We start from the raw sequence: 22,109 nt of genomic DNA, 5'->3' as shown, positions 1-22,109 counted from the left end.
AGGGGGAGTTATGGCGCATTTTATCGACCGCAGGCTCAACGGCAAAAACAAAAGCGCAGTCAATCGGCAGCGCTTCATCCGCCGCTACAAGAAGCAGATAAAACAAGCGGTCTCGGATGCTGTCTCCAAGCGCAGCATTCAGGACGTTGACAAGGGCGAGAGCATAAGCATCCCGACCAAGGATATCGGCGAGCCCCATTTTCATCAGGGGCACGGTGGTAAACGGGAGATGGTGCATCCCGGCAATGATCAGTTCGTCTCCGGCGACAAGATTGACCGTCCCAAAGGAGGGGGCGGCGGACAGGGTTCCGGCGAGGGACAGGCATCCAATCAGGGTGAAGGGGCCGATGATTTCGTGTTCCAGATCTCCAAGGATGAGTATCTCGATCTGCTGTTTGAAGATCTGGAGCTGCCCAGGCTGCAGAAAACCCAGCTCAATCAGCTGATGGAGGTCAAAACCTATCGGGCGGGCTACACCTCAAACGGGGTGCCCGCCAACATCAACGTGGTGCGCTCGCTGCAAAATTCGCTGGCTCGGCGAATGGCGTTGCAAGCGGGCAAGAAACGCCAACTGCATGAACTGGAAGATAGGCTGGCCCTGCTGGCCACCGATCCCAACGAGCACTTTGCCGAAATCGCCCTGCTCGAGAAGGAGATCAGGGAGCTGAAACGACGGATCGATGCGGTGCCGTTTATTGACACCTTCGATCTAAAGTTCAACAACTTCGTCAAACGGCCCGTCCCCTCCAGCCAGGCGGTGATGTTCTGTCTGATGGACGTATCGGGCTCCATGGATCAGGCCACCAAGGAGATGGCCAAGCGTTTCTATATCCTGCTCTATCTGTTCCTGAGCCGGACCTACAAGAACGTCGAGGTGGTCTATATCCGCCACCATACCCAGGCCAAGGAGGTGGACGAGCACGAGTTCTTCTACTCCCAGGAGACAGGCGGCACGATTGTCTCCAGCGCCCTCAAGATGATGAACGACATCATCAACGAGCGTTACCCCGCCAACCAGTGGAACATCTATGCGGCGCAGGCATCTGACGGTGACAACTGGGCTGATGACTCACCGCAATGCAGGGAGATCCTGGCGCGGGACATCATGCCAAGGGTACGGTACTACTCCTACATCGAGATCACCACCCGTGCCCACCAGACCCTGTGGCACGAATATGAGTCGGTAGCCAGCCAGTTCCCCCACTTTGCGATGGAGCACATTCGCAAAGTCGAGGATATCTATCCGGTGTTCCGCGAGCTGTTCAAGAAACAAGCGGCGTGAGGAGGTCACATGATCGAAACAGAAAAACGTGTAGCGCCACTGGATGACGGACCAGACTGGAACTTCGATCTGCTGGAGACCTATCACCAGGAGATCGCCCGGGTCGCCCGTTTCTACAAGCTGGACACCTACCCCAACCAGATCGAGGTGATCACCGCCGAGCAGATGATGGATGCCTACTCCAGCGTCGGCATGCCCATCGGCTATCAACACTGGTCGTTCGGCAAGCGCTTTATCCATACCGAGCGCAACTACAAGCGCGGCCAGATGGGGCTGGCCTATGAGATTGTCATCAACTCCGATCCCTGCATCGCCTACCTGATGGAGGAGAACACCATGCCGATGCAGGCGCTGGTGATGGCCCACGCCTGCTACGGTCACAACTCCTTCTTCAAGAACAACTACCTGTTCAAGGCCTGGACCGATGCCTCCTCCATCATCGACTACCTGTTGTTCGCCAAGAACTACATCACCCAGTGTGAAGAGAAGCATGGCATCGAGGCGGTGGAGCAGCTGCTCGACTCCTGCCATGCCCTGATGAACTTCGGGGTGGATCGCTACAAACGTCCCCAGAAGATCTCGATGGCAGAGGAGAAGCGGCGTCAGAAGGCGCGGGAAGATTATCTGCAGACTCAGGTCAACGAGCTGTGGCGTACCCTGCCCAAGCAGCATAAAGCCGCTGGTGTGGAGGACAGGCGCTACCCCGCAGAGCCCCAGGAGAACATTCTCTACTTCATCGAGAAGAATGCCCCCTTGCTGGAGCCCTGGCAGCGGGAAGTGGTACGAATAGTGCGCAAGATCAGCCAGTATTTCTATCCACAAAAGCAGACCCAGGTGATGAACGAGGGATGGGCCACCTTCTGGCACTACACCATCCTCAATCACCTCTATGACGAGGGCAAGCTGAGCGATCGCTTCATGATGGAGGTGCTGCACAGCCACACCAACGTGGTCTATCAACCTGCTTACAACAGTCGCTACTACTCGGGGATCAACCCCTATGCGCTGGGGTTTGCCATGTTTACCGACCTGCGCCGCATCTGCGAGAACCCGACCGAGGAAGATAGATACTGGTTCCCCGACTATGCCGGCAGCAACTGGGTCGAAACCCTCCACTTTGCCATGCAGAACTTCAAGGATGAGAGCTTTATCAGCCAGTTCCTCAGTCCCAAGGTGATGCGCGACATGAAGCTGTTCGCTATTGATGACGATGATCTGAAGAACTATCTGAAGGTCTCCGCCATTCACAATGACGAAGGCTATCGTCAGGTGCGCAATACTCTGTCGGCCCAATACAACCTCAGCAATCTGGAACCCAATATTCAGGTCTACAACGTTGCCGTGAAGGGGGATCGCTCCCTCACCCTGCGCTATGTGCCCCACAACCGTATCCCTCTTGGTGACTCACGCCACGAGGTGCTCAAACACCTGCATCAGCTGTGGGGGTTTGATGTAGTGCTGGAGCAGGACAACGGTGAACTGCCACCCGATATTATTGGCCGCTGCCCGGAGCGCAAACCGGGGATCTGATCCGTGACGTGATATCTCGACGGCCCACTTCGGTGGGCCATTTTTTCGGCCTTCGCCTCTGCCTGCATCATCGCAGCACCACCTGAATAACCCGAACAAACCACAATATAGAAAGAGGCCCGCATGGGGTGCGGGCCTCTTCTTTGCCTTGCGGCCAATCTGCAGCGGCTATCAGTAGAAGGTCTGCTGCTCTGCGGCCATCGCCTTGAGACGTGCACAGGGGGCGAACCGGTCGCCGTGGCGCTTCTGGTAATACTCCAGACGGCCAACCAGATGATCAATTCCTAAGGTGTCCATGTAGCGGAACGGGCCGCCAAGGAAAGGCGGGAAACCGATGCCGAAGATGGCCCCGATATCGCCATCACGGGCCGACGCCACCACACCGCTATCCAGCGCCATGGCCGCTTCATTAAGCATCAGCAACACGCAGCGCTCGGCGATCTCCTGACGAGCCAGCTTGGCAGACGGCTTGATGCCGAGCACGCCATAGACGCTCTCGTCCACCGTCTTCTTGCCCTCTTTGCCAGTCAGCTTGTTGCGCGGTGCCGCCTTGCCATAGAGGTAGAAGCCCTTGCCGTTCTTGCGTCCCTTGCGATCATTTTGCAGCAACTTGTCGAACGCCTTGGGCGCCTGGAACTGCTCGCCGCCCAACTCTTTCTCGAGAATGGGGGAGATCTTGGCGCCCACATCGATCCCCACCTCGTCCAGCAAGGTGATGGGGCCAACCGGGAAGCCAAAGTCCAGCAGCGCGCTATCCAGCACCTCTACCGGCTCCCCTTCCAGCACCAGTCGCGCCGCTTCATTCATGTAGGGCGCCAGGATGCGGTTGACGTAGAAACCGGCTTCGTCCTTCACCACGATGGAGGTTTTGCCCTGGGCGCGGGCAAAAGCCAGGGTGGTAGCGACCGTCTCGGCACTGGTGCCAGCGTGGGGGATGATCTCCGCCAGCGGCATCTTGTCCACCGGGCTGAAGTAGTGCAGCCCCACGACTCGCTCCGGATGCGCAGCCTCTGCCGCAATCTGGTTGATGGGCAAGGAAGAGGTGTTGGAGGCAAACACTGTGTGTTCACCACACTCGCGCTCCACGTCTTTCACCATCTGGTGTTTGAGATTGAGATCTTCAAACACAGCCTCCACCACCATTTCCACCCGGTGAAAACCGGTGTAGTCGAGGGTGCCGGTCAGTAGGCTCATCTGCTTTTCCAGCTCGCTGCGCAAAATGTGACGACGCTTGAGCTTCTTGGCCAGAATGTCATAACTGTAGCGCATGGCATTGCCGATCCCGGCGCTTGTCACATCCTTGATCCGCACTGGCACGCCCGCCTTGGTAGCGGTGACGAACGCAATGCCGCCCCCCATCAGACCACCGCCCAGCACGGCGGCATGGGCCACCTTGCGCGGCTCGGCTCCCTGATAGGTGACCTCTTTCTTCATCTCGGTGGTGGCAAAGAAGATGGAACGCAGGGCGGCAGACTCAGCAGTCATCACCAGCTCGCCAAAGTGGCGGGATTCAGCGGCCAGACCGGCCTTCATCCCCTCCTCCACACCTATGCGCACCACCTCGAGGATCCGCTCCGGCGCCGGGTAGTTGCCACGGGTCTTGGCTTTCACCCCCTTGCTGGCCTGATCGAACAGCACCTTGCGGCCCAGCTTGTTGGTCTCCAGCACCTTGCCCTGCAGATCCCGTTTCAACTGATGACGCGGTTTGCCCTTCTTGGCCAGCTTGATGGCAGCATCCAGCAAGATTGACGGCGGCACCACATCGTCCACCAGCCCCAATTTCTTGGCTTGTTTGGCGCGAACCTGCTTGCCGGTCAGCATCAGATCCAGCGCCTTGGCCACCCCGATAAGGCGCGGCAGACGCTGGGTACCGCCAGAGCCCGGTAGCAGGCCGAGCTGCACTTCCGGCAATCCCAGCACAGATTTGCCATGATCGGTCACCACCCGACCATGACAGGCCAGCGCCAGCTCCAGCCCGCCACCGAGGCAGGGGCCGTGAATGGCGGCGATCACCGGAATGGTCAAGGATTCGATCTCGGCAAAGATCTCCTGCCCTTCTCGTGACAGGGTCTCGGCATCCTTGGCACTGGTGCAAGCGGCCAGCATGGTGATGTCAGCGCCGGCAATGAAGGAGTCCTTCTTGCCGGAGGTGATCACCAGACCGATCAAATCCTTGTTGCGTTTCACCTCGGCCAGTACGGAGCGGATCTCCTCGACAAAGGCGGCCTTGAGGGTATTCATGCTCTCGCCCGGCACATCCATGGTGAGGATGCCAATGCCATCTTTGCGAACATCCAGGGAAAAAGTCTTAGCGCTCATCATTCAACCTCCAACACCATAGCCACGCCCAATCCACCCGCCGCGCAGGCGGTGTTGAGCCCCAATCCCCCGCCGCGACGACGCAGCTCGTGCAGGGTCTGGGTGATCATCCGCGCACCGGTCGCGGCAAAGGGGTGGCCATAGGCCAGCGAACCACCGAGGACGTTGAACTTCTCCATGTCCACCTCGCCGATGGCCTGATCGCGGCCCAGCTTGTCACGGGCAAACTCGTGGCTGGCAAACATCTTGAGGTTGGCCAGGGTCTGGGCGGCAAAGGCTTCGTGCATGTCGATCAGGGTCAGATCACTGAGCGTGATACCAGCTCTGTCCAGCGCCAGCGGCGTGGCATAGGAGGGGCCCATCAGCATGTCTTGCCAGACATCGATGGCCGAGAAGGCAAAGCTGCGGATATAGCCAAGCGGTTCGAGGCCCAGCTCTTTCGCCCGACCTTCCCGCATCAGCAACACGGCAGCGGCGCCATCGGTCAGCGGCGTGGCGTTGGCTGCAGTGACTGTGCCATGAACCCGGTCAAACACCGGTTTGAGCTTGGCGTAGCTCGCGAGATCCGAGCTTTCACGGATATTGTTGTCCCGCTCGAGCGGTAACTTGTAGGGCGGTACATGGGCGGTAAACACCTCGCCGCTGAGCTTGCCATCGGCCCAAGCCTGCGTGGCCAGAGTGTGGGAGCGGTGAGCCAGCGCATCTTGCGCCTCGCGGCTGATCTGGTGGCTCTTGGCCATCTGCTCAGCGGTCTGCCCCATCGAAAGTCCCGTAGAGTATTCCGCCACTGCAGGCGGCACCGGCAGCAGATCCTTGACCCGCAGCTGACGCAGAATATTGAAGCGCTGCTGCAGATTGCGCGCCTTGTTGAGATCCACCAGGGCGCGGGCCAGCTTCTTGCTCACCCCGATAGGCAGCACGGAGGAGGAATCAGCACCGCCGGCGATGGCGATGTCTACGGTACCGGCCATGATGGATTCGGTGACGTTGGCCACCGCCTGAAAACTGGTGGCGCAGGCGCGAGAGACGCTATAGGCATCGGTATTGACGCTCATGCCGGTACCGAGCACGATCTCGCGAGCAATGTTGGGGGCTTCCGGCATCTGAACCACCTGGCCAAACACCAGCTGGTCGATAAGCTTGGGATCGAGATCGGTACGGGCGAGCATCTCGCTCACCACCAGTTTGCCGAGATCGACTGCAGGCACGCCATGAAAGGCGGTAGCCTGCTTGGCAAAGGGGGTACGCAGCCCCGCCACGACGGCAATCCGTTCGCCCTGGCGAGTCGTCAGTTTCAATGGCTGTTTCATCCTGGCTCCTTGGTTTAAAAGGCAGAGGTCTGACCTCATTGCGCCACATCTTAACAATCCAATCACAAGTTTCATACAGCTGATTGAAACTAAATTAAGCGCGGCAAGGCCCCTTTGCTCGCCCTTGGGAAGCAACTGGAGTATAAAAAGATCAACTTCCATAAAAACAACGGGTTTATCGCATGGCAGCGGCCGAGTTCAGAGCACTTAGGGACTATCTTGGCAGTCAGATCCTGGGGCAGGAGGAGTTAATAGAAGGGCTCCTGATTGCCCTGTTATGTGAAGGACATGTGTTAATCGAAGGGGCCCCCGGCCTTGCCAAAACCCGCGCCGTCAAGGCGCTCGCTGGCGCCGTCGAGGGGCGCTTTGCCCGTATCCAGTTCACCCCCGACCTGCTTCCTGCCGATCTCACCGGCAGCGAGGTGTTTCACCCGCAGGATGCCAGTTTTGTTTTCCAGCCAGGCCCCCTCTTCAACCATCTGGTGCTGGCGGACGAGATCAACCGGGCACCGGCCAAGGTGCAATCAGCACTACTTGAAGCCATGGCTGAACACCAGATAACCGTGGGCAAAAAGAGCTGGCGGCTGCCGCCCCTCTTTATGGTCGCCGCCACCCAGAATCCCATCGAGCAGGAGGGAACCTATCCCCTGCCGGAGGCCCAGCTCGACCGCTTTCTGCTCAAGCTGATGGTGGATTACCCGAGCCCTACGATGGAGCTCGCCATCTTGCAGCTCAATGCCAGCGGGGAACAGCTTGGCGCGACTCCAGTGACTCTGAGTCAGACCAACTTGCAACGTGCTCGCAGCGAAGTGCTGGCGGTGACCATGCAAAGCCGACTGGAGCACTATCTGGTGGAGCTAGTCTGCGCCACCCGCCCGGGCAGTGGTCTTTGCCCTGCCCTTGAGCCATTGATTGCCGTGGGGGCCAGCCCTCGGGCTACGCTGGGACTGGCTCGCTCCGCCCGCGCCCGCGCCTGGCTTGCCGGACGAGATTATGTGCTGCCTGAAGATATCCAGCTGCAAGCCTATCCTGTGCTGCGCCACCGCCTTATTCCCAGCTATCAGGCACTGGCCGACAATCTGGATAACGATATCCTGATCGCCCAACTGCTGGATCAGGTGCCATGTCCCTAGCGCCGGAGCTCCATCCCGATATCGCCCTGTCGCTGCCACGGCTACTCAATATCCGGCTCTGGGCCAAGGCCAGGAAGCCACCTCACGCAGGCAGAAGCAACAGCGAACGCGGCAAACCGGGCCGATCTCCCGGACTCACGTTTCGCGAGCTGCGCGCCTATCAGGCGGGTGATGAGGTTCGTCATATCGACTGGCGGGTGACGGCGCGTCTTGGGCGCCCTTATACCCGCCTCTATAGCGAGGAGCTGGATCAGGCGCACTGGCTGCTGCTCGATCTCTCTCCCGCCATGTATTTCGGCTCCACGCTGCAACTCAAGGCTCGCCTGGGATGCGAGCTGGCGGCAGCCCTGATCTGGCAAGGGGGGCAGCAGCACAACACCCTGATCTGCCACGGGCTTATCCCCCATCACCAGAGCCAGCGCGGCAGCGTGCTGCCCCTGCTCGAATCCCTCTGCCATCACTATCAGCAAGGGCTGGCCCGCCGGGAGCTTTCTCACTCACTGGCCGACACCTTGTCCGGCGTGAAGCTGCCTCACGGTGCCAAGCTGACGATCATCACCGATCACAGACCCTGCGAGTCGGCGCTCTGTCAGCAATTGCAACTGCTCTCCCGGCGCCATGATATTCACTATTGGCAGATCCGCGATCCCCTTGAGGCAGCCCTTCCCCCTGACGGCCAGCTGCCAGTGGCTATCGATCGGCCAGGGCAGCACTATCAGGGCTGGCTGGATGGATGCCATGTCGGTTTCTCCCGCCGCTACCAGCAAGCTGCAGAACAGCAACTGACCCACGGCAAGCAGTTGCTGTTGCCATTGGTACAGCGTCTCTACCTGCTCGATAACAGCCAGACGCTACAACAGCAGTGGCAGGAGGGGTTATGTCATCAGGGATGATCTCCCCCGCCGAACTCGACAGCGCCAGTCCAGCCTCCGAGGCTATCACCCCGCCGCTGGCCGCCCTGATGCGCGACATCCACCCGGGACCTAATCTAATTGAACAAGGTCTGGATCCCCGGGAGCAGGCGCTATTGTGGCTATTGATCACAGGCCTATTGCTGCTACTGATCGTCCTGATTGCCCGCAGGGTGATACGTTACCGCCGCTGGTGTCGTCAGCTGGAGGGAGATCCGGCACTGCTGGTGGCACGCATACAGGAGGCCCTGCGTCATGAAGCTCTGCAACGTTGGCCCGAGGTGCGCCAACTGCAAGGTGAGGCGTGGCTCGCCTTCATCGATCGCCACGGCGGCAGCGATTTTAGCCAGTTCTCGTCTCACTGGAGCAGTTGGCTCTATGGCAGCCAGAACCCGACTCGCGAGCAGTGCGAACAACTTCGGCAACATTATCGCCGCTGGGGTCAGACCCTCTTCTTGCAATGCTCTCCCCGCTCGGGGCGTAAAACCGCGCGGAGGCATTCATGACCTTGGCCTGGCCCTGGTTTGCGCTGGCGCTGGTGCTGCCCTTGCTGGTGCGCTTCGGCTTGCCGCCCCTGCGCAGCGGCTATCTGGCTCACCCCGGGTTTGCGCTGCTGCGTCCTCAGGCCGGATTACCGCTCTGGCGCGCCATGCTGCTCTGGTGCGCCCTTATCCTCGCCCTCTGCCGCCCCCAGTGGTGGGGAGAACCGGTTATTCAATATGAAGGGAGTCGGGATCTGCTGCTGGCGGTGGATCTGTCAGACAGCATGCGCACCCCTGATATGCTCGATAACGGCGAGCAGCAAGCACGGCTAACGGCGGTGCGCCAGCAGATCAAGACGCTGATCGCCAAACGGGCCGGAGACAGGGTGGGCCTCATTGTCTTTGCCGATCACGCCTACCTGCTCTCTCCCCTCACTCAGGAGATCCCTGCGTTGTTGACCTTGAGCGACGAGCTCGATTTTGATCTGGTCGGCCGAACCACCGCCCTTGGCGAAGCCATCCAGCTGGCACGTCAGCATGGGGATCCTGGTCGCCCCACCGCCCTGCTGCTGGTCACTGATGGCCGCAATACCGCAGGCAATGCCGACCCGCTGCAGGAGGCCAAACTCGCCGCCGCGCAGGGAATAAGGATCTACACGCTGGGGGTCGGGGCCGATCCCGATACCTTTATCCAACCCTACGATGAGGCGGGCAGCGGTCAGGCCGATCCCAGCAGCGAACTGGACGAGCCGCTCCTGAAAGAGCTGGCGCAGATCGGCAGGGGGCATTACTTTCGGGCACGCACCCAAAGCGATCTCGATGCCATCAACGCGACTCTCAATGCCCTTGAACCTGCCCCCATGCCGATTGCCCAGTACCAGCCGGTGATCGAGCTCTACCCCTGGCCGTTGGCACTGCTTTGTGGCTTGCTGCTTCTGCCATCAGGGCACGGCAGACTGGAGTTTCGCATGGTGCGTAACTGGCTGGCACGAGGCGCGCGCAGATGGAGCTGATCTTGCTCCGCCCTCTGTGGCTGATCGCACTCATCCCCTGGCTCTGGCAAGGGTGGTGCCGTCGTCGCCAGCCCCCGCTGCTCGCACCTGCTATGCAGACTTATCTGCTGCCAGCATCCCGTCCTCAGCGCCCCTGGCTCTGGCTGGCAACCCTGCCCGTGATTATGGCCCTGAGTGGCCCCGCACTGCGAGGCGAGCTGCAACAGCAGCCTGCGGCACCGCTCAATATCTGGCTGCTGGACCTGTCACGCTCGATGACCGCTACCGACCTCAAACCGGATCGGGCGACCCGGGTCAGATGGCAGTTGCAGCAGCTGCTGAGCCGCGCAAAGGGCGAGCGCATTGCGCTGATCCTCTACGCAGGCGACGCCTACCTCGCCATGCCGCCAACCCGGGATCATCAGGCCCTTTCGCTGCTACTGCCCGACTTGCGCCCCGATATCATGCCGTTGCAGGGCAGCAACCCGGCACGGGCGGTGGAACTTGCCATGAAGCAGCTGGCCCCTGGAGAACAAGCGCGTCTGCTGCTGATCACCGACGACCTCACCCAGAATCAGATGACCCAAATCGCCGCCCTGTGGCCCTGCCAGCAACGCCTTCTTTGCCGCGACACCCAGTCGGCACGCCTCGATATTCTGCTTGCCAGCAGCGGTCAACCGGCCCCCATGCCCGCCATTCCGGCCAATGAGTTGGGGTTTGCCGCCCGCATGCCCGCGCAGTTGCCCGCCCCCGATAGTCAGGCCATTGCCGCTCTGGCCAATCGTCTCGGCGGTGAGCTGCAGTGGCTTGGCAGCGACGCCCCCCGATTTGCGCCGCTGCCCACCACGACCTCGGCCCTCACCCCGGCACCACTGGATCTTGGCCCCTGGCTGCTGATCCCCTTGTTACCACTGGCCTTGTTGGCCAGAGTCGGCGCCCGGCTGATGGTGGCACTGATGCTGGGGTGGCAACTGCTTGCGCCGCAAGATCTGCAAGCAGCAGAGAAGGGAGATCTGCAAGCGATGCAGGCTTATCAAGAGGGGGATTTTCAGCGGGCTGCCCGCACCTTCAACGATCCAGTCTGGCGCGGCAACGCCTGGTATCGGGCTGGTGCCTACCGGCAAGCCATCGCAGCCTATCAGGAAGCGACGAGCGCCACCGCCCACTACAACCGCGGCAATGCCCTGCTGCAACTGGGGGAGTTTGCGGCCGCCAAAGAGGCCTATCTGGCCGCTCTGGCACTGGAGCCCGGCCATGAAGATGCGCTCTATAACCTCTCTCTGTTGCAAGGCGGTGCGGCCACCGCTCCCGATACCAGCACCAGCAAGCAACCCAAGCCATCGGCTGAACAGCAGGCAGCAGCAATGCCCCTGCCCCCCTCTCCCCCGGTGTTGCTGCTGGAGCAGCGACTGCGCAAAGAGGCGCTGCGCCGGGATCTGATCAAGGTGGAGGAGCCCTGGTGACGCGGGCAGGATGGGGGCTGTTGGTCGCACTGGCGAGTCCACTTGGTTGGGCCCTGCCCCCCCGGGCAGAGCTGCTGCCGGGGGCTGACCCCAGCGATTGGCTGCTGATCATCGAAGCGGATGGCGAGCGCCAGAGCAACGAGCTGGAGATCTCCCCCCTACTGCGCCAATTTGCAGTGGGCAGAGTGACCATGAGCCGGGTCACCACCCCGGTACAACAACTGACTCGCTGGCAGATCCCGCTGCACCAGAGCGGTTCACCTGCAAATACCGAGGTGGTGATTGCCCCGCTCAAGCTCGGAAATGAGTTCACCCCCTCGCTCCCCCTGCCATTGAGAGAGGTGAAAACAGCGGCACTACCGCAACCCGCAGCCCCCTCGCCCCTCGAGATGCAGGCCAGCCTTGATCATCAGGGCCCGCTCTATCCCGGCCAGCCGGTGATCTACCGGCTGACACTGTGGCTGCCCACCAGTATGCAAAACCCGGCGCTGAGCGAGCTTAGCTCTGCCCACTTCACTATCCGTCGCCTCGGTAGCGACGAGTGGATCGCCCCCGCTCAGGCAGGTCTACCCGGTCGGCTCACCCGCAGCTGGCTCGTTCAGGCAAAAGCGCCGGGACTCTGGTTCCTCGACTCACCCCGCTTGCAGGGGCAGCTCACGCAGCAAGGGAACAAGCCGCAAAAACTCTCGGCCCGCGCGGCACCACTCGAGGTTCGGGTCGACAAAGCCCCCGCCACGCCAGTGGCCACCCGGCTGACCCTGAGTCAACGGCTTGAACCGGCCACCACGGGGGAAGTGGGTGAACCGCTGATCCGAATCCTCACCCTGACCATGGAGAATGGTGACAGCGGCCAGATCCAGCTTGCCCCCCTGATGGCCCATCAACTGCCAAGCGGCATACAGGCACATCCCGATGGCGAGCAACAGCAGGAGCGTTACCGTGATGGCAAGCTGTTGTTTGAGCGACAGTGGCGCCAGACTCTGGTCGCGGATCAGAGCGGCGACTATCAGCTCCCCCCCATTGATCTGCCCTGGTTTAATACCCAAAGCGGCCGGATTGAGCAGGCCAGCCTGCCTGCCACCACGCTGACGTTTCAGGCAACGACAAATCGGCAACCTGATCAGCAGACATCGCAGGTGGCACTGCGAGAGAGCCTTTGGTGGGTCGTGCTGGCCATAACGCTACGTGCACTATGGCGCCACTGGCCCCGCTGGCCCCGCTGGCGCGCCTTCTATCAACTGCAACGTGCCCTTGCCCAACACCAGCCGGATGCCAGTCGCAAGGCGCTGATCAAGTGGGCGACCATGCGCTGGCAGGTCTCCTATTATCAATTAGGCCAGTTGCCTGACGCTGGGCATAATCGGCTCGGCAACGCGCTCGCCGCACTCGAGCGAGCCTGTTTTGCACGGCCCTCTTCTGGCCCGCCCATCGAGTGGCGCGCTCTAGCGCGTACCCTCAGGGCTGATGAAACGGCCGGTATTGCGTACCTGATTTACCTGCTGGCGCACGGGAGTTCCCGCTCCCGCCGCTACGCCCCCTGACAAGGATTGCCCAATGGCACTGCTGTTTTTTAGAAAAAAACGTGCTCAGCAGCATATTGGTGGAAATGATCCGGCCACTTCGCCGGTCTCTGATCCCATGGCTGACAAACAAACCAAATTTGAAGCACTGGTTCATGCGCTGCACGGCGATCTCTACCGGTATGCCTACTGGCTGACCCGGGATCCCAACGTGGCGGAAGATCTGGTACAAGAGACCTTCCTGCGTGCCTGGAAGGCTATCGACACCCTGCAGGATGACAAGGCGGCCAAAGGGTGGCTGATCACCATCCTCAGACGGGAGAACGCCCGCCGCTTTGAACGCAAACAGCTGGAGCTGGTGGATCTCGACGATCACCCTCAGCCCCAGCACGACGCGCTGCACAGCGAACAGGAGATGGAGAACGAGTGGTTGCACCGTCACATCGCCCGGTTGCCCGAGGAGTATCAGGAGCCACTGCTGCTGCAAGTCGTGGGAGGATTCAGTGGTGAGGAGATTGCCGAGATGCTCGGCCTCAACAAGAACACCGTCATGACTCGACTGTTTCGCGCCCGCAACCAGATCAAGGAGGCGATGGAGCAGAAGAACCAAGCAAGAGGACACGGACATGGATGAACTCGAATTTCGCCGCAACGCCATGATCCAGCCCAACGATAAACTGCCGGATTTTCTCAAAGCCGCTGAAGCAAGCCAGGCCAATCGGAACTATCTCGACGAAATGAAGCAGTTCGACAGAACCCTCAAGCGCGCCATGCAGGTAGAGGTTCCCGCCGGACTGGCCGAGCGGATCCTGCTCAGGCAAGCCATGCTGCAAGACAGTGATGCGCAAGATGATATGCCGCCATCCCGACCCCTTGGCACGGCGCCGGTCAAGCTCCGGACATCGACATCCTGGCGCCAGATCGCCCTGGCTGCATCGGTCGCCTTCCTGCTGGGAATGAGCACCCGCTGGATCACGCTGCCAGAGACGGCTCCTGCGGCCCTCTCCCTCGCACAGGTGGCGATGGCTCATGTCTATGGCGAAGAACCCTTTATCGAAGGTGTCGATGAGCAGGTCAATCTGCATAACATCAATGCCAAGATGGAGAAGTATGGCGCCACCTTAAGCGGGATGGATGGGCTCAAGGTGACCTATGTCAATCACTGCTCGTTTTATCAGGGACCGGCCTTGCACATGGTGATCCAGGGAAAGATGGGGCCAGTCACTCTCTTTTTAGTGCCCAAACATGTGCCATTAACCCTGCAACAGGCCACCTTTGAAGATGGCACCCTCAAAGGAGAGATTGTCCAGCTCAAAGGCGCCAATATGGTACTGATTGGCGAGATGAGAGAGCCACTTGCCCCCGTTGCCAACGCCCTGCAGTCACGTCTGCAGTGGGACATTTAACATCGCTGGTTAACAACCTCAGATCCATCCTCAATAGCAGGCGGCGGTCACGAGCCGCTGCCTGTTCCCCCCCTGATTACTCCCCTTTGTCACTCATTTGCCTCAAGATTTCGAAAAATTGACAAAATTATTTTTGTGACGGAGATCGGCAATCCAGGTCAATAATCCACCTTTAGACCCTGAAAATGATGAATTAAACAGCAAGTTAAAACAAATGATTAACACATCGATCACTTTTATGTATTCTGCTGTCACTGGTCTGATTTCTTACCTCCTACCAGATCCATAGAATCACGCCAGAATTGATTGGGAAGAAGCTGAAATAAAAACGGATTTTGTCGAGGTTTGCATTGAACGTGCAGCCAATATCGGCAAAAAAATCTGCCTACAAGAGAGAACACCATGACGACAACTATTTTCAAAAAGAGCCTGATTGCCGCAACCATCGCGCTGGCCACCGGTCAAGTCCATGCTGCGGCATTCCAGTTGAACGAGCACTCGGCCTCTGGTCTGGGTCGCGCCTATGCCGGTGAAGCAGCTATTGCCGACAACGCCTCCGTGCTGGCCCGTAACCCGGCCGCCATGACCACCTTCGACAAGATGGCAGTTTCTGTCTCCGGCACCTACATCAAACCGGATGTTGATGTGGAGGGAAAAACTAGTGGTAACCTCACACTTCCTAACGGGGCTTCAATTCCAAACGTTTTTAATAGTGACGCCTCTGCTTCTGGGATTGCGCCAGCAGCATTTGTTCCGGCCTCTTACTTTATTCAACCGTTAAATGACCAGTGGGCATGGGGTATTGGTCTATTTTCCAACTACGGCCTGTCTACCGAATATGACAAAAATTTTGCGGCCGGCTCGGGCGCTGGTGATACATCCCTTATCACCTTCAATATCAACCCAAACATCGCTTACCGAATTAACGAACAACTCAGCATCGGTGCTGGTATTAACGCTGTTTATGGTGCTGCAGAGCTGAATCGCTTTGCTGGTGTACTTGGTAAACCAACAGGAACTCCTGCAGAGACCTCCGTCGCTCATCTTAAAGGGGATACTTGGGGCTTTGGCTGGAACATCGGTACTCTCTATGAAGTTAACGAAAACCATCGTTTTGCTCTGACTTATCGTTCACAAGTCGATATGAGCTTTGACGGTGACTTTAGTGGCTCCACAACCACAACCAAAGGCGCAACTGTAGATGGTAACTTGAAGCTAGACCTGCCTGCTCAAGCTGAATTTGCCGGTTATCATCGCCTGAACCAACAGTTTGCCGTTCACTACTCTGTTAACTGGACTGACTGGAGTGCTTTCCAAGAATTGAATGCCACAAGCGCCAGTTGTAACTCTCCGGGCAAACCAGGCGTATGTCTTTATAAGCCAGAAAAGTTTAAAGACTCTACTCGCTACTCCATCGGTGGTACCTGGTATATCAATCCGGCTTGGGAAGCGCGTCTGGGCTTCGCCTATGACAACACCCCGATTGAAGCTGAATACCGTAGTTTGAGTATTCCGGACTCAGATCGTATCTGGTATAGCGCTGGCGCCACCTACCATATCAACACCGATATGAGCGTTGACTTTGGCATGGCCTACCTTGATGGCAAGAAGGTCGATGTTAATGAGGGCTTGGTAAGCCACGATGGAACTATCAACAATCCACGCTGGCAGGGTACTTCCCACGGCAACGCCTTCCTGGCCTCTGCCCAATTCAACATGAAGTTCTGATTATTGATAAAATTGAAAGAGCGCCATCAGGCGCTCTTTTTTTGTCCGAAATAGCCATTTCAGCGCACACATGTAGCACACATGTGTTTATTTTTCTTTTTTAATCAAACTATTAGATCGCGCCTTCCCAGCATTAAATCTTGTTTTATCCAGATACTGGCCATTACCGTTGCCTTACTGGTCATACCATATAAAATCCTGCCTCCATTCATATGACCGATTGAACCTTCGGGTAACAGCAAGGATCTTGCCATGCATCCCATCATCAAACCATCCGCCATCGCCCTGCTGGTGATCGCGGGTCAGACCCATGCCGCGGGCTACCAGTTATCAGAACAATCAGCGACGGGTCTTGGCCGCGCTTTTGCTGGAGAGGCCGCTATTGCGGACAATGCCTCAGTATTGGGCCGCAATCCCGGTGCTATCACCCGTTTTCGTAGCCCTACTCTTTCTAGTGGCGTTATCTACCTGAAACCGGATGTCAATATCGGCGGCCAGGTACGCGACAATTTCGGCACCCAGAATGCCATAGCCAACGATATCGCAGATGATGCCTGGATCCCGAACCTATATTTCATTGCGCCGATTAACGAACGTCTGAGCATGGGATTATCTGCCACCTCTCACTACGGCTTGGGGATCAAGATGCCGCAGGGCTATCATGCCGGTCATTTCGGTAATGTCTCTGACATCAGAACCGTCGATTTGGGGAGTGCGCTGGCTTATCGCGTCAGCGACATGCTCTCCATTGGGGTGGGGCTCTCTCTCATTCAGGGTGAAGGGGAAGTAGGCGGCACCTATCCCACCACCCTAACCAATGGTCAAAGCGTCATTGCCAAGCATGTGAAAGGCGATGGCCGCGAACTCGGCTGGAACACTGGTATTCTTTTGACCCCCAGCGAGCGAACCCGGATAGGTCTCTCCTACCGCAATGGCGTTGATCTCAAGCTCAAGGGGGATGCGACCCTGAGTAAGCCAGTGCCAGTAGTGCCGGGTACATTTGTAAGCATCAGCGATCAAGGCAATCTGGTGCTGCCGCTGCCTGCGACGGCTGAGCTGGCACTCTTCCAGCAGATAAACGATAAACTGGCGATCCATAGCAGCATCAACTGGACTGACTGGAGCAAGTTTACATCGTTGACGGCCAATCTCGCTCATCTGGGCACCCTACCAATTAAAGAAGAGCATTGGGAAGATAGCTGGCGCTATGCTCTGGGGATGACCTATCAACTGGATGCCAAATGGCAACTGCGCTCCGGCATGGCCTATGATGCCAGCCCGGTGCCAGCCGATCGTCGTACCATCTCCATCCCGGATGCCGATCGCCTCTGGTATAGCCTGGGAATGGGGTATCAGTTCACGCCCGACCTGAGCGTGGATCTGGGGCTGACCCTGATCGATGGCAAGAAAGTAGACGTGCATGAAAGCTTCACCCAAGGCAGCTATCAATCCCGCTTTGATGGTACCTCCGAAGGAGATGCTTGGCTGGCTGGTGCACAATTGAGCTATCTCTTCTAAATTCCTTCCCTGCAAAAAAACGCTATGCCAATTATTGCCTTACTCAATAAGGTGAACACTGGCATAGTGTTCTGCAACACCATAAAATCAACCCAGTACCTTTACTGGAGCAAGGCATGTATTCCTACGTAGCAAGACAGCCGATCCTCGACAGAGACCTCAACACTCATGCCTATGAGCTGCTCTTTCGCGATAGTCTGAATAATGTCTTCCCGAGTATCTCCTCCCAGCAGGCGACGTCACGCCTGGTGGTCGAACAGTTCCTGCAACAAAATATCGATCAGCTGTTGGGGGGCCGCCCCTGCTATATCAATTTCCCCCACTCACTGCTGCTGGAGGGATTGGCAGAGTGCCTGCCGCCCGAAAAAGTGGTGATTGAGATCCTGGAAGATTCCCCACCGGATGATGCCCTGCTGGAAAAGGTGAAACAGCTGCACAAGCTGGGATATCAACTGGCACTCGACGACTTCACCATGTCACCGGATTGGGAGCGCTTCCTCCCCTTTATCCACATCATCAAGTTTGATCTTCGTGCCACCCCCCTGATGCAGATCAAAGTGTTTATACAGCGGCATCAGACGCTGGGGCTCACCTATCTGGCGGAAAAAGTAGAGGACAAGGCGGAGTTCGAGCGGGTCAAACAGCTGGGGATCCAGCTGTTCCAGGGTTTTTTCTTCAGTCGACCCGAGATGGTCAAGCAAGCCACTATGGAGCCGGCGCAAGTCGTAGTGATGCAGTTGCTCAACGTGGTCAACGAGGCAGAGCCTGATATCAACAAGATTGAGCAGCTACTCGGTCAGGATATCTCCCTCTCCCTCAAGCTGCTGCGCTATGTTAACCATCTCAAAGGCCACACCAACCCTATTTCGTCATTTCGTCAGGCTGCCATCTATCTGGGCAACACCCAGCTAAAGCGCTTTGTTTCGCTGGTAGCCGCGACCAGCGCCGGCAAGGGCAAGAGCGCCGAGCTCTACCAGATGTCGATGATCCGTGCCCGATTCTGTGAACTGCTGGCCCACGCCCACGCTCCGAGCCAGCAGGCACAACAAGCCTTTATCACCGGTCTCTTCTCCCTGCTGGATGTACTGATGGAACAGCCGATGGACAAGCTGCTCGGCACTATCCCTCTAATCGACGATATTCGGCTGGCGCTGCTGGAGCGCAAAGGCAATCTGGGTTTCTACCTCGCGTTTTGTGAAGATTACGAAAGCGCCAACTGGTCACGGGTCACGGCCAGAACAGCCCGCCTGGGGCTGAGCGAGGATAAAGTGAGTCACCTCTATCTGGCCGCCACCACCTGGGTCACGGAACAACTGCTGGCGATGGAAGCCACCAATTAATTCGCCTCATCATTCACTTCGACCGCGATAGCGGTCGCCTCCCCGCCCCCGATACAGAGCGCGGCTACGCCTCGCCGCAGACCCCGTTGCCGCAGCGCGGCGATCAGCGTCACCAGAATGCGCGCGCCACTCGCCCCCAACGGATGACCGAGTGCACAGGCCCCACCATGCACATTGACCTTGTGATGAGGGATGCCGACCCCGCTCATGGCCAGCATGGTGACCATGGCGAAGGCCTCGTTAATCTCGAACAGATCCACCTCTTCCACCGACCATGCAAGACGCGCCAGCAAGCGTGAAATGGCGCCAATGGGCGCAGAGGTAAACTCGGCGGGCAATGCCGCGTGGCTCTGATAACCGACGATCCGAGCCAGCACAGGTACCTGCCAGGCTTGCGCCGTGGCGCCATCCATCAATATCAGCGCCGCCGCACCATCCGAGATGGAGCTCGAATTGGCCGCCGTAATAGTGCCTTCCTTACCAAACGCTGGCTTCAGGGTCGGGATCTTCTCCGGTCTGCCCTTGCCGGGCTGCTCGTCTTCGGCCAGCAACAAGCGATCACCGCGATAGACACTTGCCAGCTCGGATGCAAATGCACCGGCTTGCTGCGCATCGCGCGCACGCTGCAACGACGCAAGAGCAAACTCATCCATGGCACTGCGGGTCAAACCGGCCTGATCGGCGCTGCGCTGGGCATGTATCCCCATCAGCTGGCCATCATAGGCATCTTGCAAACCGTCGAGGAATAGGTGGTCCAACACCTTTTGATGCCCCATCCGAAAGCCGTTGCGGGCATTATCCAGCAGATAGGGGGCACGGCTCATACTCTCCATCCCCCCCGCGACCACCACCCTGTTGTCACCAAGGCGGATGGTATCCGCCGCCAGCATCACTGCTTTCATGCCGGATCCGCACACTTTGTTGACCGTGGTAGCAGGCGCACTATCTGGCAACCCTGCTTTCAACAACGCCTGCCGGGCTGGCGCTTGCCCCACGCCCGCCGCCAGCACATTGCCCATAAACATTTCATCGACCTGCTCGGGAACAAGCCCGCTTTGCAGCAGTGCCGCCTCGATGGCACAGGCGCCCAACTCAGGCGCAGTTACCTCTGCCAATGCCCCCTGAAACGCCCCCATCGGAGTCCGCTTTGCCGCCACAATTGCAATATCCATTTGCCTGCCTCTGTTTGTTACATGGCCATAACATAGGGGTTCTGACGCAATGGAACAAGAGTTGCAGTGCAGTTTACGTTTAGGTAAGGTGCAGACAAGATTTAGCTCGCCAAGAAGTCTGTATGAACAACAAGGATGAAGGACGGCGCTTCAGCATCAGTGAGCTGGCCCGGGAATTTGATATTACGACGCGCAGTATCCGTTTCTACGAGGATCAGGGGTTGCTCAATCCCGCCCGAGAGGGACAAACCCGCATTTATAGCAAGCAGGATCGGGTTCGCCTCAAGCTCACCCTGCGCGGCAAGCGGCTCGGGTTCAGCCTCGCCGAGATCCGCGAGTTGTTTGATCTCTATGATGCCGACAAGAGCAGCCGCACCCAGTTACAAACCATGCTGGGACTGGTTGAGGAAAAACGGGAGACACTGCAACAGCAGATGGAAGATATCAGGATGGTACTGCTGGAGCTGGATGCCGCCGAGCAGCGCTGCCAACAGGCCCTTAGCCAGCTGGGATAACCGCCTTGCTGGGCTGACCAGGTAGCTCTTTCAGCCTGCTCACAAGATGCCAGATAGCAAAAAGCCACTCCCGAGAGTGGCTTTTCTTCAACCAGACGGTTCGCTATTAAACGCGAACGAAGTCCAGGTGGATCAGCTTGTAACGTACCGGGTGACGCTGGATAGCTTTCACTTTTACGTTAACTTCTTCACCGTTGATAACCAGAGTCAGTACAGACTCATAGAATTCCGGCTTCTCTTGAGCCAGGATCATTTTCTTGTGGTCAACAGTGATGGACAGGGCTTCTTTGCCTGCACCGTAAACGATGGCAGGAACTTGGTCAGCTTGACGCAGGCGGCGGCTCGCACCTTTCCCCAGGTCAGAACGGACTTCAGCTTGGAATACGAAAGACATAGTATGTATCTCTTTTGGATGAATTTATGGTGCTAACTGCGACCGGTCAGCACCTCGCAAAACGAGCGCGAATACTACCACGGGCCAAATTCGGATACAAGGCACCGACTCAGCATTTAGCGCCCCTGCTCCAACCGGGCGAATTGCTGCTGACGCTGGGCTGGGCTCAGGGCATCAAACCGCGCCAGGGTCTCGGCGCGCGGGCAGTAGAGTCCCTCCCCCGTTCTGACCCGAATGCTCTTGCCAAGCCGCGGCTGATTCTCTGCCACCAGCGCCAGCAAATAGCTGTAGGTATCTGCTCCCTGAGCGCTGGATAACTGGTTCGCTATACGCCACAGGGTCTCCCCTGCGGCGACCTGATGACACACAGTTTGTGGACCGCCGGCCGCAGGAGCCGAGAGGGTAAGCATGGCGTCACTGCCTGCGGATAAGCTAGCCGTGTGGCTGGCGAGCGCCATATCGGCGCTCGCTACTCCCTCATATCCTTGGGTACCACTCATCCCCGCAGTGCGAAACGTCGCCCCCAGCTGAGCCAGTAGAGGTTCGCTCTCTGCGGGGTCGGTGAGCATATCAACACCACCGAACGCGCCTTGGGGTCTGCGGAACTCGGCGATAAAGGGCGCGACAGGTTGCGCGTGATAAGCAGGGGACCCACTCCCCTGCTGCACGATTGCACCAGCCGCAACAGCCTGCCCAGGAACAACCCCGTAAGCCATCTCGTCGATGCGCCGCAGCCTTGCCAGATAGGTTTTGGAGAGCTGCGCCTCCCCCTCGAACAGATCGAAGGGGGGCACCAATCGGGCTGGAAAGAGGATCTGCCAGCGACCGTGCTTTTGCTTTTGGGCCAGCGGCGGAAACTGATTGCCACGCCAAGCCACAAACATCGCAGGCGGCGTGCGCGCCAGCGGGTAATATTCCGGGTTCAACTGCACCCAAGTTTGTTCCGCGATGGGTTGATAACCGCTGATCACCACCTGCGCCACACTCAACCAGATCCCCAGCATCCTTGCCTCCCTGATTTGCGGTTTGAAGGGGCTACCTGACCGGCAACCCCTTCTCATCACCCGCTATCATGCTGTTAAAACAGTTAGATA

At 58.3% G+C, this 22,109-nt stretch carries 19 protein-coding genes; 14 read left to right on the top strand and 5 right to left on the bottom strand.

Annotated elements, in window-relative coordinates; genetic code table 11:
- Positions 1-10 precede the first annotated feature (10 nt).
- Complete coding sequence (locus tag I6L46_RS05965; protein WP_005360363.1) at positions 11-1,282, top strand: YeaH/YhbH family protein; 1,272 nt, start codon at positions 11-13, stop codon at positions 1,280-1,282.
- Between the two features lie 9 nt (positions 1,283-1,291).
- Positions 1,292-2,812, top strand: a complete 1,521-nt coding sequence (locus I6L46_RS05960) for a SpoVR family protein (protein ID WP_019445117.1) — start codon at positions 1,292-1,294, stop codon at positions 2,810-2,812.
- A gap of 171 nt (positions 2,813-2,983) precedes the next feature.
- On the opposite strand, the gene fadJ is transcribed toward I6L46_RS05960, so the two are convergent.
- Complete coding sequence (gene fadJ, locus I6L46_RS05955) at positions 2,984-5,131, bottom strand: fatty acid oxidation complex subunit alpha FadJ (RefSeq protein ID WP_216978018.1); 2,148 nt, start codon at positions 5,129-5,131, stop codon at positions 2,984-2,986.
- Positions 5,131-6,441, bottom strand: a complete 1,311-nt coding sequence (gene fadI / locus I6L46_RS05950; RefSeq protein ID WP_216977637.1) for an acetyl-CoA C-acyltransferase FadI — start codon at positions 6,439-6,441, stop codon at positions 5,131-5,133. The genes fadJ and fadI overlap by 1 nt, the downstream gene beginning before the upstream one ends.
- A gap of 182 nt (positions 6,442-6,623) precedes the next feature.
- Between fadI and I6L46_RS05945 the strand changes: the two genes are divergently transcribed.
- The 11 genes from I6L46_RS05945 (at position 6,624) to I6L46_RS05895 (ending at position 18,934) form a co-directional block, all read left to right on the top strand.
- Positions 6,624-7,574: a MoxR family ATPase gene (locus I6L46_RS05945; RefSeq protein WP_216977636.1), complete on the top strand. Its 951-nt coding sequence runs from the start codon at positions 6,624-6,626 to the stop codon at positions 7,572-7,574.
- On the top strand, positions 7,565-8,467 hold the full coding sequence (locus tag I6L46_RS05940) for a DUF58 domain-containing protein (RefSeq protein WP_216977635.1): 903 nt from the start codon (positions 7,565-7,567) through the stop codon (positions 8,465-8,467). Before I6L46_RS05945 ends, I6L46_RS05940 begins: the two co-directional genes overlap by 10 nt.
- Entirely contained in the window at positions 8,452-8,991 is a 540-nt protein-coding gene (locus I6L46_RS05935; RefSeq protein ID WP_216977634.1) for a DUF4381 domain-containing protein, read from the top strand. Before I6L46_RS05940 ends, I6L46_RS05935 begins: the two co-directional genes overlap by 16 nt.
- Entirely contained in the window at positions 8,988-9,980 is a 993-nt protein-coding gene (locus I6L46_RS05930; RefSeq protein ID WP_216977633.1) for a VWA domain-containing protein, read from the top strand. Before I6L46_RS05935 ends, I6L46_RS05930 begins: the two co-directional genes overlap by 4 nt.
- Entirely contained in the window at positions 9,971-11,422 is a 1,452-nt protein-coding gene (locus I6L46_RS05925; protein ID WP_216977632.1) for a VWA domain-containing protein, read from the top strand. The genes I6L46_RS05930 and I6L46_RS05925 overlap by 10 nt, the downstream gene beginning before the upstream one ends.
- 20 nt (positions 11,423-11,442) lie before the next feature.
- Entirely contained in the window at positions 11,443-12,963 is a 1,521-nt protein-coding gene (locus I6L46_RS05920; RefSeq protein WP_216978017.1) for a BatD family protein, read from the top strand.
- 13 nt (positions 12,964-12,976) lie between these two features.
- Entirely contained in the window at positions 12,977-13,576 is a 600-nt protein-coding gene (locus tag I6L46_RS05915) for a sigma-70 family RNA polymerase sigma factor (protein ID WP_005333245.1), read from the top strand.
- The gene (locus I6L46_RS05910) at positions 13,569-14,348 is read left to right on the top strand and encodes a DUF3379 domain-containing protein (protein ID WP_216977631.1); all 780 of its coding nucleotides are present in this window, start codon (positions 13,569-13,571) and stop codon (positions 14,346-14,348) included. The genes I6L46_RS05915 and I6L46_RS05910 overlap by 8 nt, the downstream gene beginning before the upstream one ends.
- 402 nt (positions 14,349-14,750) lie before the next feature.
- Entirely contained in the window at positions 14,751-16,076 is a 1,326-nt protein-coding gene (locus I6L46_RS05905; RefSeq protein WP_040065665.1) for an outer membrane protein transport protein, read from the top strand.
- Between the two features lie 252 nt (positions 16,077-16,328).
- Positions 16,329-17,594 (top strand): outer membrane protein transport protein, encoded by a 1,266-nt coding sequence (locus I6L46_RS05900; RefSeq protein WP_216977630.1) that lies wholly within the window; start codon positions 16,329-16,331, stop codon positions 17,592-17,594.
- A 116-nt stretch (positions 17,595-17,710) separates the two neighbouring features.
- Positions 17,711-18,934 (top strand): EAL and HDOD domain-containing protein, encoded by a 1,224-nt coding sequence (locus I6L46_RS05895; protein ID WP_216977629.1) that lies wholly within the window; start codon positions 17,711-17,713, stop codon positions 18,932-18,934.
- On the opposite strand, the gene I6L46_RS05890 is transcribed toward I6L46_RS05895, so the two are convergent.
- On the bottom strand, positions 18,931-20,106 hold the full coding sequence (locus tag I6L46_RS05890) for a thiolase family protein (RefSeq protein WP_216977628.1): 1,176 nt from the start codon (positions 20,104-20,106) through the stop codon (positions 18,931-18,933). The genes I6L46_RS05895 and I6L46_RS05890 overlap by 4 nt on opposite strands.
- A 122-nt stretch (positions 20,107-20,228) precedes the next feature.
- Here I6L46_RS05890 and I6L46_RS05885 point away from each other — a divergent pair, with 122 nt between their 5' ends.
- Positions 20,229-20,621 (top strand): MerR family DNA-binding transcriptional regulator, encoded by a 393-nt coding sequence (locus tag I6L46_RS05885; protein ID WP_005360322.1) that lies wholly within the window; start codon positions 20,229-20,231, stop codon positions 20,619-20,621.
- A 106-nt stretch (positions 20,622-20,727) separates the two neighbouring features.
- Here the strand turns inward: I6L46_RS05885 and rplY are convergent, their stop codons facing one another.
- Positions 20,728-21,015: a 50S ribosomal protein L25 gene (gene rplY / locus I6L46_RS05880; RefSeq protein ID WP_005333252.1), complete on the bottom strand. Its 288-nt coding sequence runs from the start codon at positions 21,013-21,015 to the stop codon at positions 20,728-20,730.
- Positions 21,016-21,131: 116 nt separating this feature from the next.
- Positions 21,132-22,019 carry a hypothetical protein gene (locus tag I6L46_RS05875; protein WP_216977627.1) on the bottom strand — a complete coding sequence of 296 codons (888 nt, stop codon included), beginning with the start codon at positions 22,017-22,019 and terminating at the stop codon, positions 21,132-21,134.
- Positions 22,020-22,109: the final 90 nt, after the last annotated feature.

It is taken from the genome of Aeromonas sp. FDAARGOS 1416 (assembly GCF_019048085.1).
GTDB classification, from domain to species: Bacteria; Pseudomonadota; Gammaproteobacteria; order Enterobacterales; family Aeromonadaceae; genus Aeromonas; species Aeromonas veronii.
The sequence above is the reverse complement of the archived record's forward strand: the minus strand, read 5'-3'. Positions and strand labels throughout refer to the sequence as shown.

What these genes read in the sequence shown, in the direction of transcription:
- I6L46_RS05940 (WP_216977635.1), top strand. Translation starts at nt 7,565, where the DNA reads ATGTCCCTAGCGCCGGAGCTCCATCCCGATATCGCCCTGTCGCTGCCA.
- I6L46_RS05945 (WP_216977636.1), top strand. Translation starts at nt 6,624, where the DNA reads ATGGCAGCGGCCGAGTTCAGAGCACTTAGGGACTATCTTGGCAGTCAG.
- I6L46_RS05885 (WP_005360322.1), top strand. Translation starts at nt 20,229, where the DNA reads ATGAACAACAAGGATGAAGGACGGCGCTTCAGCATCAGTGAGCTGGCC.
- fadJ (WP_216978018.1), bottom strand. Translation starts at nt 5,131, where the DNA reads ATGAGCGCTAAGACTTTTTCCCTGGATGTTCGCAAAGATGGCATTGGC.
- I6L46_RS05925 (WP_216977632.1), top strand. Translation starts at nt 9,971, where the DNA reads ATGGAGCTGATCTTGCTCCGCCCTCTGTGGCTGATCGCACTCATCCCC.
- I6L46_RS05935 (WP_216977634.1), top strand. Translation starts at nt 8,452, where the DNA reads ATGTCATCAGGGATGATCTCCCCCGCCGAACTCGACAGCGCCAGTCCA.
- rplY (WP_005333252.1), bottom strand. Translation starts at nt 21,015, where the DNA reads ATGTCTTTCGTATTCCAAGCTGAAGTCCGTTCTGACCTGGGGAAAGGT.
- fadI (WP_216977637.1), bottom strand. Translation starts at nt 6,441, where the DNA reads ATGAAACAGCCATTGAAACTGACGACTCGCCAGGGCGAACGGATTGCC.
- I6L46_RS05875 (WP_216977627.1), bottom strand. Translation starts at nt 22,019, where the DNA reads ATGCTGGGGATCTGGTTGAGTGTGGCGCAGGTGGTGATCAGCGGTTAT.
- I6L46_RS05915 (WP_005333245.1), top strand. Translation starts at nt 12,977, where the DNA reads ATGGCACTGCTGTTTTTTAGAAAAAAACGTGCTCAGCAGCATATTGGT.
- I6L46_RS05930 (WP_216977633.1), top strand. Translation starts at nt 8,988, where the DNA reads ATGACCTTGGCCTGGCCCTGGTTTGCGCTGGCGCTGGTGCTGCCCTTG.
- I6L46_RS05910 (WP_216977631.1), top strand. Translation starts at nt 13,569, where the DNA reads ATGGATGAACTCGAATTTCGCCGCAACGCCATGATCCAGCCCAACGAT.
- I6L46_RS05965 (WP_005360363.1), top strand. Translation starts at nt 11, where the DNA reads ATGGCGCATTTTATCGACCGCAGGCTCAACGGCAAAAACAAAAGCGCA.
- I6L46_RS05900 (WP_216977630.1), top strand. Translation starts at nt 16,329, where the DNA reads ATGCATCCCATCATCAAACCATCCGCCATCGCCCTGCTGGTGATCGCG.
- I6L46_RS05890 (WP_216977628.1), bottom strand. Translation starts at nt 20,106, where the DNA reads ATGGATATTGCAATTGTGGCGGCAAAGCGGACTCCGATGGGGGCGTTT.
- I6L46_RS05895 (WP_216977629.1), top strand. Translation starts at nt 17,711, where the DNA reads ATGTATTCCTACGTAGCAAGACAGCCGATCCTCGACAGAGACCTCAAC.
- I6L46_RS05905 (WP_040065665.1), top strand. Translation starts at nt 14,751, where the DNA reads ATGACGACAACTATTTTCAAAAAGAGCCTGATTGCCGCAACCATCGCG.
- I6L46_RS05960 (WP_019445117.1), top strand. Translation starts at nt 1,292, where the DNA reads ATGATCGAAACAGAAAAACGTGTAGCGCCACTGGATGACGGACCAGAC.